This is a genomic window from Halomonas sp. BLK-85 (assembly GCF_044792155.1).
Classification (GTDB): domain Bacteria; phylum Pseudomonadota; class Gammaproteobacteria; order Pseudomonadales; family Halomonadaceae; genus Vreelandella.
The window spans coordinates 2,229,455-2,248,377 of the sequence record NZ_CP087731.1 but is presented as its reverse complement, the minus strand read 5'-3'; the positions used below and the strand labels follow the sequence as shown (position 1 = coordinate 2,248,377).

At 59.9% G+C, this 18,923-nt stretch carries 19 protein-coding genes; 15 read left to right on the top strand and 4 right to left on the bottom strand.

What is annotated here, in order from left to right; genetic code table 11:
• Positions 1–29 precede the first annotated feature (29 nt).
• The 7 genes from LL947_RS10175 (at position 30) to astB (ending at position 7,819) form a co-directional block, all read left to right on the top strand.
• Positions 30–233: a hypothetical protein gene (locus LL947_RS10175; RefSeq protein WP_404413694.1), complete on the top strand. Its 204-nt coding sequence runs from the start codon at positions 30–32 to the stop codon at positions 231–233.
• Between the two features lie 168 nt (positions 234–401).
• Positions 402–1,379 (top strand): GlxA family transcriptional regulator, encoded by a 978-nt coding sequence (locus LL947_RS10170; protein WP_499834412.1) that lies wholly within the window; start codon positions 402–404, stop codon positions 1,377–1,379.
• A gap of 220 nt (positions 1,380–1,599) precedes the next feature.
• Positions 1,600–2,814 carry an aspartate aminotransferase family protein gene (locus LL947_RS10165; RefSeq protein ID WP_499833121.1) on the top strand — a complete coding sequence of 405 codons (1,215 nt, stop codon included), beginning with the start codon at positions 1,600–1,602 and terminating at the stop codon, positions 2,812–2,814.
• A gap of 10 nt (positions 2,815–2,824) precedes the next feature.
• Positions 2,825–3,955: an arginine N-succinyltransferase gene (locus tag LL947_RS10160; protein ID WP_290821065.1), complete on the top strand. Its 1,131-nt coding sequence runs from the start codon at positions 2,825–2,827 to the stop codon at positions 3,953–3,955.
• On the top strand, positions 3,955–4,983 hold the full coding sequence (gene astA / locus LL947_RS10155; RefSeq protein ID WP_499833120.1) for an arginine N-succinyltransferase: 1,029 nt from the start codon (positions 3,955–3,957) through the stop codon (positions 4,981–4,983). Before LL947_RS10160 ends, astA begins: the two co-directional genes overlap by 1 nt.
• A gap of 23 nt (positions 4,984–5,006) precedes the next feature.
• On the top strand, positions 5,007–6,479 hold the full coding sequence (gene astD, locus LL947_RS10150; protein ID WP_499834411.1) for a succinylglutamate-semialdehyde dehydrogenase: 1,473 nt from the start codon (positions 5,007–5,009) through the stop codon (positions 6,477–6,479).
• On the top strand, positions 6,476–7,819 hold the full coding sequence (gene astB / locus LL947_RS10145; protein WP_499833118.1) for an N-succinylarginine dihydrolase: 1,344 nt from the start codon (positions 6,476–6,478) through the stop codon (positions 7,817–7,819). The genes astD and astB overlap by 4 nt, the downstream gene beginning before the upstream one ends.
• 132 nt (positions 7,820–7,951) lie before the next feature.
• On the opposite strand, the gene LL947_RS10140 is transcribed toward astB, so the two are convergent.
• Together LL947_RS10140 and LL947_RS10135 are read right to left on the bottom strand one after the other, a co-directional pair.
• Positions 7,952–8,320, bottom strand: a complete 369-nt coding sequence (locus LL947_RS10140; protein ID WP_499833117.1) for a Fic/DOC family protein — start codon at positions 8,318–8,320, stop codon at positions 7,952–7,954.
• Positions 8,320–8,484, bottom strand: a complete 165-nt coding sequence (locus LL947_RS10135; protein ID WP_404413684.1) for a YhfG family protein — start codon at positions 8,482–8,484, stop codon at positions 8,320–8,322. The genes LL947_RS10140 and LL947_RS10135 overlap by 1 nt, the downstream gene beginning before the upstream one ends.
• A 145-nt stretch (positions 8,485–8,629) precedes the next feature.
• Here LL947_RS10135 and LL947_RS10130 point away from each other — a divergent pair, with 145 nt between their 5' ends.
• From LL947_RS10130 to LL947_RS10120, 3 genes are all read left to right on the top strand, one after another.
• Positions 8,630–8,761 carry a hypothetical protein gene (locus LL947_RS10130; RefSeq protein ID WP_499834438.1) on the top strand — a complete coding sequence of 44 codons (132 nt, stop codon included), beginning with the start codon at positions 8,630–8,632 and terminating at the stop codon, positions 8,759–8,761.
• Positions 8,758–8,928 carry a hypothetical protein gene (locus tag LL947_RS10125; protein WP_404418058.1) on the top strand — a complete coding sequence of 57 codons (171 nt, stop codon included), beginning with the start codon at positions 8,758–8,760 and terminating at the stop codon, positions 8,926–8,928. Before LL947_RS10130 ends, LL947_RS10125 begins: the two co-directional genes overlap by 4 nt.
• 95 nt (positions 8,929–9,023) lie before the next feature.
• The gene (locus LL947_RS10120; protein ID WP_499833116.1) at positions 9,024–9,758 is read left to right on the top strand and encodes a trimeric intracellular cation channel family protein; all 735 of its coding nucleotides are present in this window, start codon (positions 9,024–9,026) and stop codon (positions 9,756–9,758) included.
• Here LL947_RS10120 and LL947_RS10115 read toward each other — a convergent pair.
• Positions 9,740–12,781 carry a hypothetical protein gene (locus tag LL947_RS10115; protein WP_499833115.1) on the bottom strand — a complete coding sequence of 1,014 codons (3,042 nt, stop codon included), beginning with the start codon at positions 12,779–12,781 and terminating at the stop codon, positions 9,740–9,742. The two genes, LL947_RS10120 and LL947_RS10115, sit on opposite strands and share 19 nt — an antisense overlap.
• Before the next feature lie 140 nt (positions 12,782–12,921).
• Here LL947_RS10115 and LL947_RS10110 point away from each other — a divergent pair, with 140 nt between their 5' ends.
• Positions 12,922–13,638: a DUF3581 family protein gene (locus tag LL947_RS10110; RefSeq protein WP_499833114.1), complete on the top strand. Its 717-nt coding sequence runs from the start codon at positions 12,922–12,924 to the stop codon at positions 13,636–13,638.
• Positions 13,639–13,654: 16 nt separating this feature from the next.
• On the opposite strand, the gene LL947_RS10105 is transcribed toward LL947_RS10110, so the two are convergent.
• Positions 13,655–14,548 carry a universal stress protein gene (locus tag LL947_RS10105; protein ID WP_499833113.1) on the bottom strand — a complete coding sequence of 298 codons (894 nt, stop codon included), beginning with the start codon at positions 14,546–14,548 and terminating at the stop codon, positions 13,655–13,657.
• A gap of 236 nt (positions 14,549–14,784) precedes the next feature.
• On the opposite strand from LL947_RS10105, the gene LL947_RS10100 reads away from it, so the two are divergent.
• From LL947_RS10100 to LL947_RS10085, 4 genes are all read left to right on the top strand, one after another.
• A complete protein-coding gene (locus LL947_RS10100) occupies positions 14,785–15,768 on the top strand; it encodes a TRAP transporter substrate-binding protein (RefSeq protein ID WP_290823863.1) in 984 nt (327 codons plus the stop codon).
• Positions 15,768–16,331, top strand: a complete 564-nt coding sequence (locus LL947_RS10095) for a TRAP transporter small permease (RefSeq protein WP_290823865.1) — start codon at positions 15,768–15,770, stop codon at positions 16,329–16,331. The genes LL947_RS10100 and LL947_RS10095 overlap by 1 nt, the downstream gene beginning before the upstream one ends.
• Positions 16,328–17,593 carry a TRAP transporter large permease gene (locus LL947_RS10090; protein ID WP_290823867.1) on the top strand — a complete coding sequence of 422 codons (1,266 nt, stop codon included), beginning with the start codon at positions 16,328–16,330 and terminating at the stop codon, positions 17,591–17,593. Before LL947_RS10095 ends, LL947_RS10090 begins: the two co-directional genes overlap by 4 nt.
• Before the next feature lie 561 nt (positions 17,594–18,154).
• On the top strand, positions 18,155–18,898 hold the full coding sequence (locus LL947_RS10085) for a response regulator transcription factor (protein WP_499833112.1): 744 nt from the start codon (positions 18,155–18,157) through the stop codon (positions 18,896–18,898).
• Positions 18,899–18,923: the final 25 nt, after the last annotated feature.

Sequence of the window (18,923 nt, the reverse complement as noted above, 5' to 3'; positions counted from 1 at the left end):
TGTTGCTGTCGTTCATCAAGGAGGGTTTTATGAATACCCGAGACAACCAGACCTCAAAAGAACCTGAAGAGGATATTCTGGAACGGCGTAAACCCGAAACGTTTGAAATATCCGAACCCCACCGCCAGCCTGAGGCGCAAAAGTCACCCGGCAAGCTCCCCTGGGCGCTGATAGCGGTGATTGTTGGAGTGATTGCGATACTCGCCGTCTGGTTCTTTTCCGGCGCAAACTGACACACGCGGGACGAGGACAATTGCCGGGTGCCAGCCCGGCTTTTTACATCCTGGGGCCTTGTTTTTTCGCCAAGGAGAGACGCGACTTGCTTCTATCTCAAGGGCATGGCAATACATGAAGGCATGCTATGGAGCCTGCCCCTGAATGGATCAACAACGTGAATGCCCATGCCTGAAAGCGTGACGGAAAGCGCCCAGCCGTTCCACCGACGGCGAGTGGCCTTTGTGCTGTTACCCGGCTTTTCACTGCTGGCACACGCCTGCGCCCTGGAACCCCTGCAGGTGGCCAACCAGCTCAGTGGCCAGCTGCTCTATCAGACCATTACCATCGGTCTCAGTGAGTCGCCTGTGCGCAGTGGTGCCGAGCTGTCGCTCAATACCCAGCATGCCCTGGGCGAGCCGCATGGGCCGCTGGATATGGTGCTGGTATGCGCCCCCGCGCCCTTGCCCTATGCCTTGCCGCCGCGGCTCAACGAATGGTTGCGCGAGCAGCAGGGCCGCAAGGCCTGCCTGGGCGGGTTGGCTGGGGGTACTGAAGTGCTGGCGCGCTGTGGGTTATTGGAAAACTACCGGGCCACCTTGCCCTGGCAGCGCTTTGAGACCTTTCGCCAGGCCTATCCTCAGGTAGCGCTTTCACGGCAACTGTTCGAGATGGATCGCGATCGGGTCACCTGTGGCGGCGGTACGGCAGCCATGGACATGATGCTGACGCTGATCGCCAGCCACCACGGTGCCCGCCTGGCTGAGCAGGTTTCGGAACACTTTGTATGCGATCGGATACGCCTGGCAGATGAGCGCCAGCACGTACCGCTGAAAAACCGTCTGGGCCATGCGCCACAAAGCCTGATTGATGCGGTGACCCTGATGGAAGCCAATATCGAAGAACCGCTATCGACGCTGGAGCTGGCAGAACACCTGGGAATTTCACGGCGTCAGCTGGAGCGCCTGTTCAAGAAATACGTGCAGTCGGTTCCCAGCCGCTATTATCTGGACCTGCGATTGACTGAAGCGCGCAGGCAGCTGCGCGAAAGCGATAGCCCGGTTGGCGATATTGCCCTGAGCACCGGGTTTTCCTCCGGCGCGCACTTTTCCACGGCCTACCGCAATCACTTTGGTCTGACGCCGCGCGAAGAGCGTCTGGTCTAAGCGGGAACAGCGTTTTTGATAATTCGCTGTCCCATCCCTGTAAGCGAAGTACCCTTGCGTCACCGTATACTGGATGTCATTCAATTCGCTATCATCGCATTCATTTATGGTTGCTCGATGCGCTGCCAATCAGTGCTCAGAGATGCAAAGATCGTTATCTAACACCGTGCCAGGATGGATAGGTTGTCCACGGCTCATCGCTTTTCCGGAGGTAGGATTCATGATTACGACCCCGACGCGCCAGGATTTTGATCACTACATGGCCCCCAACTATGCGCCCCAGCAGGTGATTCCGGTGCGCGGTGAGGGCAGTCGCCTGTGGGATCAGCAGGGGCGCGAGTTTATTGATTTTGCCGGAGGCATCGCGGTCAACTCCCTGGGCCACTGTCATCCGGTGTTGGTGAAGGCAATCAAGGAGCAAAGCGAAAAGCTCTGGCACCTCTCCAACGTCTTCACCAATGAGCCGGCGCTCAAACTGGCAGAGGCCCTGGTCAAGCGTACCTTCGCGGACAAGGTCTACCTGTGTTCGTCCGGTGGCGAAGCCAATGAAGCGGCGCTCAAGCTGGCGCGGCGCTATGCGGTGGATCATTTCGGTGAGCACAAAGACAAGATTATTTCCTTTACCCAGTCTTTTCATGGCCGCACCTTCTTTACCGTCAGCGTGGGTGGCCAACCCAAATATTCCCAGGGCTTCGGCCCGGTACCGGGTGGGATTCTGCATGCCACCTTCAACGACCTCGACAGCGTGCGCCAGCTGATGGGCGAGGATACCTGCGCCATCATGGTAGAGCCCATGCAGGGCGAGGGCGGCATTGTCCCGGCGACCCAGGCCTTCCTCCAGGGCCTGCGGGATCTGTGTGATGCAAACGACGCCCTGCTGATCTTTGATGAAGTGCAGACAGGGGTCGGCCGCAGCGGCGAACTCTATGCCTACAAGAATTTTGGCATTACCCCGGACATTCTGACCAGTGCCAAGTCCCTGGGCGGTGGCTTCCCGGTAGGCGCCATGCTGACCACTGAGGTCATTGCCAAATCGCTGGCCATTGGCACCCATGGGTCTACCTATGGCGGTAACGCCCTGGCCTCTGCCGTGGCCCTGGCAGCCGTGGAGTTTATCGACACGCCCGAAGTGCTCGACGGCGTGAAAAAGCGCCATGCGCTGTTTCGCGAGCACCTCGAGGTCATCAATCACAAGTACGGTGTGTTCAAGGAAATTCGCGGCATGGGCATGCTGATGGGCGCGGAAATGTCGCCTGATTATCATGATCGCGCCAAGGACATCCTGCCTCTGGCGATTGAAGAGGGCGTCATGGCGCTGATTGCCGGCCCCAACGTGCTGCGCATGGCGCCATCACTGGTGATCCCGGAAGCAGACATCGAAGAAGGCATGGCTGGCCTTGAGCGCGCCATCAAGCGCCTGGTAGCCAAGGGCTGAGGAGAACGGGATGTTGATCATCCGACCGGTATGTTCCGGCGACCTGGATGCCCTGTTGGCGCTTGCCGAGCAGGCCAGGCCCCGGCTGACCAATCTGCCTGCCAGTCGTGAGCGCCTGGAAGAACGGATTGCCCGTTCAGAGGCTGCCTTCAGTCAGGACGTTGAGTTTCCCGGCGACCAGCACTACACCTTTGTGATTGAAAAGCAGGTTATTGAAAAGCAGGTTGTTGAAAAAAAGAGTAATGAACAAACGCCAGGGATGGCAGCAACAGGCACCCCGGGAGAGGTGCTGGGCACGGCGACCATTCGCGCCCAGGCAGGGGCCGCAGAGGCGTATTACACCTACCGGCAGGAAACCCTGATCCACGCCTCCCAGCAGTTGAACGTGCGCCGAGAAGTGCAGACGCTCTCACTGTCTCATGAAGCCTCGGATGCCACCCTGCTGTGCGCCATGTCGCTGGATCCGCGCTACCAGGGCACCACCGCTGAAAGTCTGCTACGCCGCGCGCGCCTGATGTTCATTGCCCAGTATCCGGAGCGTTTTTCACGCATCCTGGCGGTGGCCTTCCCCGGCTACCTGGATGCCGACCATCAGTCGCCTTTCTGGGAAAGCGTCGGGCGGCACTTTTTTGCCCGTGGCTATCAGGAAATGAACCACATTGCCGGGGTGCGCTCGAAAAGCTTTATTGCCGAGGTAATGCCGCAGTTCCCGCTGTATCTGCCGCTGCTGACGCCCCAGGCAAGGGCCGCGATAGGGCGCGAGCACCCCGCCCACGAGGACGCCCTGGCAGAAATGCTGGCGGAAGGCTTTGTGCGCTCCCGGCATGTGGATATTTTCGACGCCGGGCCGATAGTCAAAGCCGAGCGTGACCGCCTGGAAAGCATTCAACGTGCCGCCTGGCACCCGGTACGTATTCGCCCGGCGCACACCCTGCCGGATGCAGAACCCGCCATGATTGCCAATCAGAAGCTGGGGGAGTTCCGCTGTCTGGTTGCGCGCTATGCACTTTCCCCGACCGACCAGCTGATGCTCTCGCCTGAAGATGCCGAGCATCTCGGCGTGGAGGAAGGGCGCGCCGTGCTGGCGGCACCGCTGTCCCTGGCGGCGGCCGTCGATGCCCACGATGAAGGAGAAATGTAATGCGCATTCGACCCATCGCCCGCGGTGATCTGGATGGGCTACAGGTGCTTGCGCAGCAGGCAGGCGTCGGCTTTACCTCGCTGCCGGATAACCGCGAGTTTCTGGCCAGCAAGATAGAGCTGGCCGTCAATGCCTTTGAACAGCGCACCCCCAGCAATGATCGTCTGTATTTTTTTGTGCTGGAAGATGACGCCAGCGGCGAACTGGCCGGCTGCTGTGCCATTGAAGGTGAGATTGGTCACGAGGTGCCGTTCTACCATTATCGCCTGGGTACTCTCGCGCATTCGTCGGTGCAACTGGACCTGCATCGCACTATCGATACGCTCTTTCTGAGCTCTGACCACACCGGTGATGCCGAAGTCTGTTCGCTGTTCCTGCGTCCGGAGTTTCGCGGTGAGGCCCACCGGCACCTGCGTAACGGCGCCCTGCTCTCCAAGGCGCGTTGGCTGTTCATCGCCCAGTTCCGCGATCAGTTCCCCGGCAAGGTATTGGCGGAAATGCGTGGCATGTTTGATGACAATAACCGCAGCCCCTTCTGGGAAAGCCTGGGCAAGCACTTCTTTCCGATGGACTTTGACGAGGCCGACCGTCTGACAGGCCTGGGCCAGAAGAGCTTTATCGGCGAGCTGATGCCCAAGTTCCCGATCTACACCACCTTCATGTCGGAACAGGCGCGCGCCTGTATTGGTCAGGTGCATCGTGATACCCGCCCGGCGCTGGAAATGCTCAAGAAGGAAGGTCTGCGCTGGGAAGGCTTTATCGATATCTTCGACGGCGGCCCGACGGTGGAAGCCTATATCGACGATGTGCGTGCCGTGCGCCATTCTCACTGTTACAACGTCAAGGTGTCAGCCACGGCGGGCGAGGAAAGTGTCAGCCGCTGGCTGGCCGCGACGACTGATATGCAAGACTTTTCGGCCTGCTGGATCGGCCGGGCACCACAAGATGATGTCATCACCCTCAACGAAGAAGAAGCGCAGCGTCTCGGCGTTGCCAGCGGGGATTGCCTGCGCTTGCTTGAAACCTAGGAGACGGTATGCACACCCCCTCGATGAATCCCCAGCAACAGCAGTTGATCAATGGCGCCTGGGTGACCGGCGAGGCCGCTGAACTGAGCAAGCATGACCCGGTATCCGCGACCCATCTATGGCAAGGGCCCAGTGCCTCAGCGACGCAGGTGGACGCCGCCGTTGCCGCCGCGCATCAGGCGTTTCCCGGTTGGGCGCGCCAACCTTTTGCCGAGCGCCAGGCACTGGTTGAACGTTTTGCCGAGGTGCTGGGAACGCATCGTGAAGCCCTGGCCGTGGCGATTGCCAGCGAAACCGGCAAACCCCTGTGGGAAGCGCGAACAGAAGTGGGCGCCATGATTGGCAAGGTGGCCCTGTCACTCAAGGCCTACCATGAGCGCACCGGCGAGCGCGAGCGGGCAACAGGCAATACCCGGGCGGTGCTTCGCCATCGGCCGCATGGGGTCATGGCGGTGTTCGGGCCCTATAACTTCCCGGGCCACCTGCCCAATGGGCACATGGTGCCTGCGCTGCTGGCGGGCAACTGCGTGGTGTTCAAACCCAGCGAGCAGACCCCGCTCACCGCGGACCTGACCCTGCAGTGCTGGCGAGAGGCCGGCCTGCCGGCCGGGGTAATCAACCTGGTGCAGGGCGGCGTGGCCGTTGGTCAGGCGCTGGCGGCGTCTGCGCATATCGACGGCCTGCTGTTTACCGGCAGCGCCACGGTAGGCAGCCTCCTGCATAAGCAGTTTGCCGGCCAGCTCGACAAGATTCTGGCCCTCGAGCTGGGCGGCAACAACCCTCTGGTGGTCAAGGATGTGCCCGATCAGCGGGCCGCCGTGCTGGCCATACTGCAATCGGCGTTTCTCTCCGGCGGCCAGCGCTGCACCTGCGCCCGACGACTGATCGTGCCGGATGACGAGGTAGGGGATCACCTGATTGATGCCCTGGCCGAGGCCATCGGTGAGCTGCATCTGGCCGGACAGTTCAGCGTTGACCCTGAGCCCTTTTTCTCAGGCCAGGTCAGCGTGGCAGCGGCAGACAGCCTGCTCAAAGCCCAGGAAAGGCTTGAAAACCTCGGCGGCACCATCATCAACCGCATGCTGCGTCTGGAGGAAAATACCAGCCTGGTCAGCCCGGCGCTGATTGATGTCACCGGTCTGAACGTGCCGGATGAAGAACACTTCGGCCCTCTGCTGAAAGTCTATCGCTACCGCGACTGGGAGGAGGCCCTGCGTCTGGCCAACGATACCCGCTATGGCCTGTCAGCAGGCCTGATCGGCGGCGACCAGGCGGACTGGGAGGATTTTCTGCTGCGTATCCGCGCGGGCATCGTCAACTGGAACCGCCAGACCACCGGCGCTTCAGGAGAGGCGCCTTTCGGGGGCGTGGGCGAGAGCGGGAACCACCGGCCAAGTGCCTTTTATGCCGCGGATTACTGCGCCTATCCGGTGGCCTCGATGGAAGCCGACAGCCTGGAAATGCCGGAAAAACTGCCTCCCGGTATCAAGTTATGATCAATACAGTACGTGAAGTCAATTTCGATGGCCTGGTGGGGCTGACCCACAATTATGCCGGGCTGGCCCATGGCAACGTGGCGTCCATGAGCCATGGTGGTCGGGTTTCCAACCCCAGGGAAGGGGCCTTACAGGGCCTGGCCAAGATGAAATCGCTGATGGATGCCGGCTACGCGCAAGGGGTGTTGCCGCCTCAGCAGCGCCCCGACCTTGGTGCCCTGCGGGCGCTGGGGTTCAGCGGCACGGATGGCGAGATTCTCAGGCACGCCGCCAGCGAGGCCCCTCAGCTGCTGCGCGCGGTGTGTTCGGCGTCGAGCATGTGGACGGCCAACGCCGCTACGGTCACGCCCAGCGTGGATGCGCCGGATCGCCGGGTGCATGTTACCCCGGCCAACCTGCAGTCGAGCTTTCATCGCTTTCTGGAGCCGCCCACCACAAGGCGTGTCCTGCAGGCGATTTTCCGCGCCGACGCACACTTTGCCCACCATCCGGCACTGCCCGGCACGCCGGCCTTTTCTGATGAAGGCGCCGCCAATCACACTCGCCTGTGCAGCGACTACGGCGAGCCCGGCGTGCACCTGTTTGTGTATGGCCGCCAGGCCTTTGGCGGCCAGCGGGAACCTCAGCGCTACCCGGCCCGCCAGACCCTGGAAGCCAGCCAGGCCGTCGCCCGCCAGCACGGCTTAAGTGCGGCACAGACGGTGTTTGCCCAGCAGCACCCGGATGCCATCGATGCCGGTGTCTTTCACAATGATGTGATTGCCGTAGGGAACGGCCCGGTGCTGCTGTACCACGAAATGGCCTTTATGGACGAGAAAGGTACTCTGGAGGAACTGCGCGCCAAGCTGTCCACGCCGCTGATCCCGGTACGGGTGCCGTTAGCGGCGGTGAGCCTGGAGGATGCGGTCGCCTCCTACCTGTTCAACTCCCAGCTGCTATCCAACCCGGATGGCAGCATGACCCTGGTGGTGCCCGGTGAATGCCAGGAGCGCGAAGCGGTATGGCGGACCCTTCAGGATTTCATCCTGGCCGGCAACAACCCGATTGGCGAAGTGATCGTCAAGGACGTCAAACAGAGCATGCGCAACGGCGGCGGCCCCGCCTGCCTGCGCCTGCGCGTGGCGCTGTCAGAAACCGAGCAGGCAGCCCTGTCAGGGCGGGTTCTGCTCAACGATGAGCTTTACGCGGATCTGACCGCCTGGGTCAGCCGCCACTACCGAGACCGCCTGGCGGCGGATGACCTGGCCGACCCGCAGCTGGCGAACGAATCGTTAACCGCCCTGGATGAGCTGACGAAACTGCTGAAAATTGGTGCTGTTTATCCGTTTCAGTTGGGGTGAAAGTAACGGGTTAAACAGCTAAAACGCCAAGGTGCTTTCCTTGGCGTTAATCGTATAGTGGCGTGCCGATACAACGCTCGAAAATTAATTCTAAAGGTCGGTAATCGCAGTAATAGCCAACAAGGTTGGCTTTTACCCTGATATAAGGCCTGCTTTTTCAAGTTGAGTGAAGTAGCTGTGTTCCGCCAGCTTGGTGAATAGTTTTTCAGCTTCTGGAACGATACGGTTAACGTTATAAAACCGTGTATTACCTTTAGCAATATCAATTGTTCTTACTTCTCCAGCCCAGTCATAAAGGTCATGAAATAGCTGATGATGAAGACGTTTAAGATATGTGAAATCGTAGGGTGGTGGCGAGAATTCAATACGGTCAGCATTTATGAGTGATAGATCGCGCTCAGCCTCCTCAAGCGCTTGAGTGTCAAAAATCTCCAGTTTATTACGCAGTACGTCGGTATCCTTGTAACAGTAGGGATCCTGCCCAGTTCCATATTTATCCATCAGCGTACTTTATGCTTTTGATATTTCGCCAGTACGTCGGCTTTGTTGGCCTTTGGTGCTTTAGAATCAACAGTGATTCCTTCCAGCGCCATACTCGCTTGATAATTAGAGCGGCGTACTGCAGCGTAATAGCGACGCTTTGTTTCCAGAGAAACGTTTTTCATACTGCCTCCTGAACACTTTGGGGGCTTGTTGAAGCTTCATCACAGTTCGCGGTGAAGCGTCTAAAAAGGTCTAATCTAGCAGGCTGTCGGGTTTTCAATATTAGGGGGTAACACCCCATTGTACCGCCATCACTGGAACGCCGCCATGATCCGCTTTATTCCCGTTGACCGCCAGACCGGCTATCTCTTGCCGCCCTCCGTGGACGAGTGGCTGCCCGACGACCAATCTGGCACGTTTCGTCGTGGAGGTGGTATCTGCGCGGGGCCAGCGCCTTGAACCAGGGAGACCTGAGCGGCTTTGCCAAGGCTGTCTGTCAGCGCCTGACATCCCGTGAAGACAGCTTTGTGCATGTGGTGACCCCCCTGGCATTTGCTTACGCGGATTGCGCCACCCAGGATTACCGGGTCTTTATCGAACACTTTCTGGCCACCGACACGCCCTGAGTGCTGAACCTGAGTACTGAATTCGCTACAAGGCTGAACGTGGCTGGCCCGGCTGTGCTAGGCTTGCGGCCGCTATTTTTTTGAGGAGAGCAGGCGTGTCGCAAGTCGTTTATTGGCTGGATATGGCCGGAGTAGTGGTGTTTGCGCTATCTGGCGTGGTACTGGCGTGTCGCCATCGCATGGACCCTTTCGGGATGCTGGTGCTGGCCGCGGTGACCGGCATTGGCGGCGGCACCCTGCGCGATCTGGTGCTGGGGGTCAGGCCGGTCTTCTGGGTGAGCGACCCGACCTACCTGTGGGTGATCTTCGCCACCGTGGGCCTTGCCATGTTGGGCTTTCACTATATTCACCGCCTGTCGCGGGGCTTTTTGCCCGTGGCGGATGCCTTTGGCCTGGCCCTGTTCAGCGTGATTGGTGCCCACAAGGCGCTGCTGCTGGGTAGCCCTGGGGTGGTGGCGGTGCTGATGGGCATGATGACCGGCGTGGCCGGCGGGATGATTCGCGATGTATTGGCCCAGCGGGTGCCCATGGTGCTGCGCGAAGAAATCTATGCCACCGCGGCAATGGCCGGCGGCTCTGTGTATGTGGTCCTGCATACAATGGGCGTCACCCCGGCGGTGACCATTCCGGCGGCCCTGTTCACGACCCTGGGGCTACGCCTGGCCGCCATCCATTGGCACCTCTCCCTGCCGGTGTTTGCCTGGGTGACGCTGCCGCCCAAAAACGCCCCCAAAAACACACCCAAAAAGGCAGACAATGCCCCCCTGACCACGCCTGAAAAAGCCCGGGAACGAGTGCGGATGATTCGTCGTCAGCGCGACAGGGACTGAGCGGCCTGGCGGGTTTGACGCCACTGCTCAAACCAGCGCCGCGGCTGTAACACCTTGAGCGTCGGCTCGCGGTCGATCAGTTCTATCCCCAACCCCAGCTGGCCCAGCTGGGCATAGAGAGCGCCGTTGGCCGTACGGTCGGCCAGGGTCAGTTCGGCAAGCAGGGTCAGCGGCCCACCGCTCAGGGCCAGCCCGCTCAAGGCCAGCTGCTGCCTGGCCAGCGATAGATGCGTGCGCCCTTGAATGTCGCGCACACTAAGCAGCCGCCCCAGCCAGTCGCTGTCTCTGGCGCGGGCCAGAAACAGGCGTGCCAGCAGGCCACTATCACGCAGCGACAGGTTTACATCCGCTTCAAGGGTAAGCGGGGTCTGCCAGACCAGGGTCGCGTCCTCCAGGCCGAGCTCTGCCCACCAGCCAGCATCCTGATGCCCTTCATCGCTGAGACGGCGCACGTTGTCCAGGCGCAATGAGGAGTTATCAGCGCTAAAGCGCATCTGTTCAAGCTCGCCCTCGGTCAGCTGGAAATCCAGCGCCAGATCGCCTTTCAGGCGCTGATCAAGCAGGGTCAGTTCAGCGCCAAAGGCGCGCAGGGTCACCGCACCCGAGCCCTCCAGGCCTTTCAGCACCAGCTCACTGCTCAGGCTGGCTTCGCCGCCGTGCAGGGCGATGCCGGTGCCAGCGGGCAGGTAGCCGTTGTAACGGCTCAGGTCCGGCACGCTGACAACCGGCAGGCTGATACGCGTCGTGGCATGCCGTGGGTCCTGGCTGTCCATCAATCGGGAAACCGCCTGTGTGGTGGTGGTCAGGGCCAGGTGGCGCCCTTCCAGATAGGCGCGTGCATCGTCCTGGCGCTTGAGTCTGAAGCGGGGAATGCCCAGGGTCAGCTGGGCCTCTTCTGGGCCGGTAAGCTGGGCGGTGAGCTCACCCCGCCCGTTGGCCTGGTAGTCCAGAAAGCGCACTTCCAGCGGGGAGGCATCCACGCGCAGGCGGCTGGGTGCTGTCAGGCGGTCATCGGCAAACTGGCCTTCCGCCACCAGTTGGCCACCCCCGCTGAGCGAGAGCCCATGGGCGTCGGGCAGAAAGGTGTTCAGAAAGCCTAGCTGCTGCACGCTGCCCTCCAGCACAAAGTGCCCGCTGGGTGGCCCCTGTGTCTGGTAGAACCGTCCTTCGCGCAGCACCAGCTGGCTTTCCAGCGATGGTTGTCGGGCATCGCTGGCCAACTGCCAACCCAGGCGGGTGCCGCCGATATCCAGACGGCTGCCATCCAGTTGGGCATCATTGACCTCCAGATCCAACTGCATCTGGCTGGTCATGCGGTGGGTCCGGGTGGCGCTTTGCCAGTCCGTCACCCAGGCAGCACCGCTGAGCCTGGCTGAACCCTCCAGACGCCGGGGCGTCAGGGTGAAGTTGCCCTGGCTGTGCGCCTCGCCGCTGATCAGGGTAATGGGCGCGGGAGAGGGCAGATAGGGGGCGAGGTAGGCTTGCAGGGCAGCAATATCCGGCAGGCGAGCCTCGGCAAAGCCTAATCTGGCGATGGCATCCTCGCGGGCGCGTTCCGGGTCGATGGGGCTATCAAGATCAAACGTTAGCTCAGCGCCTTGCAGCAGGGGGCGCCCCCGGTGGTTCAAACCGGCGTCACTGAGCATCAAACGTGCGTTCAAGGTCTCGGCATCACCCAGTTGAGCGGTCAGGCGCCCTCGGCCACGGGTGGTGACATCCAGTGCGGTCGCCTCCAGGGCATTGGCGGTGACCTCAAGCTGGGCTGATTGCAGTCGATCCGCAGAAAACTGCCCGCTGGCGCTGATCCGGCCATTGCCGGACAGGGTCAGGACGTCATCGTCCAACAGCGTTTCAAGCGCTTCGTTTATCGGCCGTTCCAGCATGTCCAGCCGGGTGACCTGCCCGTTGAAGGACAGCTGCGCCTGCTCAGGCACAGCAAACCGGTCGATACGGGTGTTATCCGCCGTGGTCGCAAAGCTCAATGTGGCACTGTCCACATAGGGACTGGAAAGCGGAGTACCCGACGAGTGCCCACCCTTGGGTCGCTCATGGATGCTGACGCCCTCAAGGGCGGCTTCGAGAGTCAACGTATCGCTATCAGCTGCCGTCAGGGTAATGATGCCGTCGCCACGGGCCTGATGGCTGGGCGGCTGAGCGCTGGGGACAATCCAGCGGGAAGCGTCCTGACGCAAGGCGGCCTCGTCAACACGCACGCCCAGGGCTGGCGCGGCAAGGGTCAGCTGGCTGTCTTCCTGCAAGAGGCCGTTAACAATGTTCAACCGCGCGTCAAGCTCACCGCGGCCATCTACCGTCAGCCAGGGCAGTGGTGCCAGGTAGGGCATGAAGACATCCCAGGCATCGGCGCGGGCGCCGAGTTGAACAGTGGCGGACAGCGCCGCGGCCAGCTCCGGGTTGAGTGCCCCCTGGTCTGTGGTCAGGGTGATGGCCGCCAGTTGGGCGCTGGCGTCAATCACGATATCCCGGGCCATGACGGCACTGTCCTGATGGCGTATGATTTTTGCGTTTTCAAGCTGTAAGCGGGCCTGGGGGATGGCCAGGGTGTCACCATTCAGGGTCGTCTCCCGCAGGCTGAAACGGCCATCGCCCTGAATCGCCAGGTCCCCGATGCTCAGGCGCCGGATGCCGTCGGCGTCCAATGCGACAACTTTCAGCTCACCGCGCAGCAGGCCGGTCAGCGACAGGGTGAGGCTGGCACGTTCCGCCTGGATCTGCAGGTCCAATGCCTCTTCCGTGCGAGTGATGACCAGCCCTTCCACTTCCCAGCGGCCGGGGTGGCGGCTGTGGCCCTGTTCCCATTGGATCTCAATGCCCTCCAGCCGAGAAAGCCGCTCTGGCAGCCACTGGCTATTGAGCAGCCAGTAGGTGCCGGCCAGCCACAGCGCCACCAGGCCAAGGGTGGCCGCCGCCGTGAAGGTCAGCCAGCGATGCCAGCGGCGCCCGGGCTTGTCAGCGACCGGCGCAGGGGTGGTGGTCGGCGTGTTTTCAGGTGTATCCGTTGTCAAACGTAAACCTCATGATGACCCTTGCCACTGTGAGTGACTCCAGTTTGCCACGCTTTTATGGCATGATGCGCGGCAGCAATCAGACTGTTATGATTTTTCCTCCACTATTTAACGATAACGCTAGGCAGGCAGCGACCACCATGTTCGAGGATTTTTACACGCAGGACGGTGATCAGGTGGTGATCTCCGCGATACAAGCCAGCCGCTTCGCCAAAGGCGTTGCCGGTGACTACAACCCGATTCATAACCCGGATGCGCGGCGCTTCTGCGTGCCGGGCGACCTGCTGTTTGCTCTGGTGCTTGAGCGCTTTGGCCTCTGGCAGCAGATGGAATTCCGTTTCACCAACATGGTGGGCGCGGATACCCCGTTGCGCTTTCATGAAACGGATGACGGTGTTGTGCAGGTGTGTGATGACCAGGGTAAATGTTACCTGACCGCCACGCGCAGTGGCGAGGTCACCCATGATGCGGCCGCCATAGACGCCTTTACGCGTTGCTATGTCGCGTTTTCGGGCAAGAACTTCCCGCACTATCTGAAGCCGCTGATGGAAACCCAGGGTGTCATGTTCAATCCCAAGCGCCCGCTGGTGATCTACGACAGCATGGGCTTCAGGCTGGAACGCCTGGATACCCGGGCGCCCGGGCTTGAGCTGGCCGATTCATCGCTGTCGGTGCACGGCAAGCGTGCCGATGCCCGGCTGGAATTTTCGATCCAGTCTGGCGGGCAAGCCGTGGGGGTGGGCTCCAAAAAGCTGGTGGTGAGCGGGCTGTGCGACTACGACCCTGCGCAGATGGACGCTATCGTCGCCGAGTTCTATCGCCTCAAGGCCGCCTATGAAGAACCTGCTGACGTCTAGGGTCTGTCAACAGGACCTAGACCACCAGGGTCACCGGGCAGGAGGCCCGGGACATGACCTGTTGGCTGATGCTGCCCATCAGGGTCGCCTGCCAGGGCCCCAGGCCGCGTCGGCCCATGATGATCACCGGCGGCTCGGAGGATGCCTCGGCCTGTTCGACAATCGCCTGGGCGTATTGGCTTGATGTGAGCGCCCGCTGAGCCAGGCCGCTGGGCACATGACCCAGGGCTTCACGGGTGAGCGCGAAGACCCGTTCGGTCTCCTGATCGGCAAGTGCCTGGGTTTTCTGGTTGCCAGCCGGCTGGCAAAACAGCACATCAACGGCCAGCGCCGCACTGCGGGCCAACTGGCCGGCAACACGCGCCGCGTTAAGGCTGTGGCGAGAACCATCGGTGGGCAGCAGAATCCGCTCGATCCGCTCAAGCGCCTGGCTGTTTTCATGCAGTACTGTGACCGGGTTATGCGTGCTATGCACTACCGCGTTGGTAACGCTGGCGCGCACCAGTTTACCCAGTTCCCCCAGGCGTCTGCCGCCCATTACCAGCATGGCATCGGGGCGGGACCGGGCATGGGCAACGATCGCGCGATCCGGGTGGGGAACATAGCTGCCTTCATGCAGGACAATATCGTCAACCCTGAGCTCGCTGGTATAGGGTAATTCAGCCAGTATCCTGTGGGCATCTGCCAGAGCGGCTGCGGCCTTGCTGTCAAACTGTTCCAGCGCGCGATCGCCAGTCGGCTTGCGGTTGGCAGGCAGATCGCTGAGCTCTGCCGGATGCAGAGGCAGTACATGCAACAGTTCCAGCCGCGCACCCAGCAGGTGTGCCAGCAAGGCGCCATGTACCACACCGGCGCGCGAGGCGGGCGAGCGGTCAACCGGCACGATGACGACGGCAATAGGGTTGCTCATGACTCTCTACTCCTGCGCGATGGCCTCTGCTCAGTCAGGTTGTCAGCATAGGCCGAGTGGTCAGTCAGGTGCAATATTCACAGCGTGTCCGCCAGCTTGCTGGTTGGCCCTGATGGGTGCCATTGCGTGTCTGGCTGGGGTATTCTCTGTTGTTATGCAAGGTGTTTCCATGACAACAACCCCACTGGCGCCATGACAACCAGACTCACCGCCGGATTTTTCAAAGGATACTCAAGATGCGACTGAAAACGCTCACCCTCGCGGTTACCGCCACGGCCCTGGCCACAGCATCCGTAACGGCCAGCGCCCGGGATTTTCGGCTTGGCCTGATCACACCGGCGCAACACATGTGGTCAACGGAAGCGGTGGCCTTTGCCGAGACCCTCAACGAGCGCTCAGACGGTGAACACAGCGTCAGCGTTTTTCCTGCCCAGCAGCTGGGTAATGAAGCCCAGATGGTACAGCAGCTGCAAACCGGTGCCCTGGATATGGCGTTTCTGACCATTGCAGAGATTTCCAACCGTATCCCGGATTTCGGCGCCCTGTACGCCCCGTATCTGGTGGATGATGTCAACCATGCGGCGGATCTGTTACGTTCCGATGCCGCTGCCGAACTGCTCGATCTGATGCCGCAACAGGTGGGCCTGGTGGGTGTTGGCTATGGCATGGTAGGCATGCGCCAGGTGCTCAGCCGGGACCCGATCACCTCGGTGGACGACATGGATGGCCAGCGCCTGCGGATTACCCCCTTTGAGCCCATCCGCGATTTCTATACCGCCACGGGCGCCGCTCCCGAGCCCATGCCGCTGCTGGAGGTCTACGATGCCCTGGCCAACGGCCAGGTGGACGCCATCGACATGGACTTTGATTCCATCCTGATTCTGAAATTCTATGAGCAGGCCGAGAACCTGCTGATCTCCAACCATATGATGTTCCCCATGGTGGGCGTGGTATCCGGCCGCGTATGGCGCGAGCTTTCCGCAGAAGACCGCGAGCTGATTGACACCACCATGGCTGAGCACCTTGAAAACGTGCTGGCCGGCTTTGAAGCCGTGGACGCCGAGCAGGAAGAGACCATCCGCGAACTGGATATCAATATCGTCGAAGCGGACGCCGAATTCTTTTCCGAGGCCATTGCCGAGTGGGAGAGCATCTGGGCACCCAAGGCGCCGATGCTGGAAACCCTGCGTGCCGAGGCAGACCGCCTGCGAGAGGACTGATGCTGCAACGCCTATCTGCTGCTATCGCCCACGCTGAAGAGATTATCGCCGCGCTGCTTGCCGCGGCGGTGACCTGTCTGATCCTGGCGAACGTGGCCATGCGCGCCCTGGGCAGCCCGCTGTACTTTGTCAGCGAGTTGGCAATCTACGCCATGATCTGGATGACCCTGCTGATTGCCAGCGCTATCCTCAAGCGCCGCCAGGGGGTAGCGGTTACCCTGTTAAGCGATCTTCTGCCACTGTCCGGGCGGCGCATCATAGGCCTTTGGGTTGACCTGAGCGTGGCGTTTTTCGGCCTGGCCATGGTGTGGCTGTGCTGGCAGTGGTTTCAGCCGCTGGCGCTTTGGCAGGCGGGATTTGATGTGGGCGCCTTTCAAGGCGAGACCTTCAACTTCATCTATGCCGAAAACACCTCCACCTTGGGCGTGAAGAAGGTCTGGTTCTGGCTGATTCTGCCCTGGTTTGCCGTCTCGCTCAGCCTGCACGGGGTAACCAACCTGATCGACACCTTGACCCACTGGCGCGACCCGGCAAAGCGCAGGGCTACGGAGACGTTGTCATGACCGTTGTGGTGTTCTTCCTGCTGCTGTTTACCGCCGTACCGATTGCACTGGTGCTGGCCCTGACTGCCATGTGGTATATCCAGGCCTCAGGCAACACCGTGCTGTTCGCGTCTTACCCCCAGCAGCTGTTCAGTGCGATTGAAAGCTATGGCCTGCTGGCGATTCCGCTGTTCATGCTGGCCGGCGAACTGATGAATGAAGGCGGCTTGACCCGCCGCCTGATTGCTCTGGCGCGGATTTTTGTCGGCGGGTTTCGCGGCGGGCTGGCCTATATCAATCTGGTTGCCAACATGATGATGGCCGCCATCATTGGTTCTGCTGCGTCGCAGATCGCCATCATGTCCCGGGCCATGGTGCCCGCCATGCAGCAGGAGGGTTATCCCAGGCCCTACAGTGCCGCCATTACCGCTGCCGGAGGGCTGCTGTCACCCATCATCCCGCCCTCGATGCTGTTTGTGCTGTTTGGCGTGATGGCCCAGGTGCCAATTGCGGAGATGTTTCTGGCCGGCGTGCTGCCGGGGCTGGTGCTGGGGTTTACCTTTTTTATCGTGATTGCCGTGGTGGGGCTGGTGCAGCAGTACCCGAAAGGCGAGTGGCCAAGCCGGCGCCAGGCGCTGCATGATTTTTTATGGGGGCTGCCAGCGCTGTTGATTCCGGTGATCATCATCGGCGGCATTCTATGGGGGGTTGCTACCCCCACCGAGTCCGCGGCCCTGGCATCGCTGGTCGCCCTGCTGATAGGCCGCTTCGTTTACCGCGATCTTAAACTCACACTGCTGCCTGAGGTGCTGCGACGCACGGCCATTAATGCCGGCCTGGTGATCATGCTGATCGCCGCTGCCGGGGTATTCGGCTGGGTCGTGATCTATGAGCAGCTGCCGCAGATGGCCGCGAGCTGGATCGCCGCCCTGACCACCGACCCCTTTATATTTCTGCTACTGATGATAGGCGTGCTGCTGTTGGTCGGGATGGTCATCGATGGGATTGCGGCCCTGATCCTGGTGGTACCTATCCTGCTGCCGATTGCCCAGAACCAGTTTGATATCAGCGCCTATCAGTTTGGCGTTGTGGTATGCCTGACGCTGGTGATGGGGCTTCTGACACCCCCGGTGGGCGCAGGCCTTTACGTTGCCTCCTCGATGACCGGCGTACCGCCCATGCGCATCTTTCGATCGCTGCTGCCATTCCTTTTGGCCACTCTGGTCACCCTGATACTGCTTGCCTGGCAACCCTGGTTGACCGAAGGGCTGATTGGGCGCTAAGGCCTGGGAACCTGTCTGACGCATCGCTAAGCGATTTCATAGGAGAGGCGATTAACCACTCGGTCATAATGTGACCATGGCTTGCGTTCGTGACACGACCTGACTAACGCGCCTGGGGTATCGCAGTAAGATACAAAAAATCAATAGGTTACAGAGGTCAGGAAAAAGTTAAAAAAATTTCTATACTTTGATTGTCAGCCTGCTGCTTTTCAGTATAATTTTAATTAACAGGCTATATTGTATGTCATAATCATATAAATTTTCTGTAACTGATACTTACGTTTACTCACACAAACTTATATATCAGAAGGTGGTATATAAAAATGCTCGCACTATCTCTCTGCATAAAAAAATGCCCCTTTAAGACCTGCTAATTTGCTGGGGGTCATGGGCCATGGCGTTTTTATCAGAATGGTAAAATGTCTACAATATACCAATAATTATTTCGTATTGGCTTGTTCTTAAAGATACGTGTTATATATAGGCACGATTGTTAATAAATAGCGTTACTAAAAGAAGGACCAGTGTCATCTCTACAACAGTTAAACGGAAATAAAGACCATGCGTGTAGCCATCGTTGAAGATGATCCAATTGCCCTCAGGCTTGCCAGCAGCGCTCTTGTCAAAGGTTTCAGTAAACGTGGTTTGACAGCCGACATAACTGCTTTTCAGACGGGGGCGGATTTTATTGGCAAGGCCAGTCAAGAGACGTTTGATGTGGTAGTGCTGGACTGGAACCTGCCAGACAAAACCGGCATCGAGTTGCTCAACTGGATGGAAGAATTTCTCGACTCGCTACCGTCGATTATCATGCTGACGCAACGTGATGAAGAAAAGGATATTGTTAAAGCACTGGATGCAGGTGCTGATGACTTCATTAGTAAACCCTTCCGCCCGGCAGAGTTGACCGCACGCACTTTTTCAGCTTTTCGGCGTCAGTCTTTCAGTTCCCTGCGCGATGCCCAGGAAAAGGATCTCGATTTTGGCAGCATCGTACTCGATGAAAAGAATGAGCTTGCCTACGTTCTAGGAGTGCCTGTGGCACTTACTCGCCAGGAAATCAGGTTGGCGTACGTGCTGCTTAGCCGCTCTGGCAGTATTCTTTCGCGTTCCTATCTGTACGAATATGTGTGGGGGATGACGCAAACAGACAAAACGCGCACGCTGGATGTGCATATTCACCGGATACGTAAAAAACTCAGCCTGAACGGTGAGCACGAATGGTACATGGAATCCGTTTACGGCCATGGCTATCGGCTCGAACGCACCGGGCCGAAATTGTATTCGACAAGCCCGTCAGCGTAGATATCTTTTCAAAGCACTCACGAGA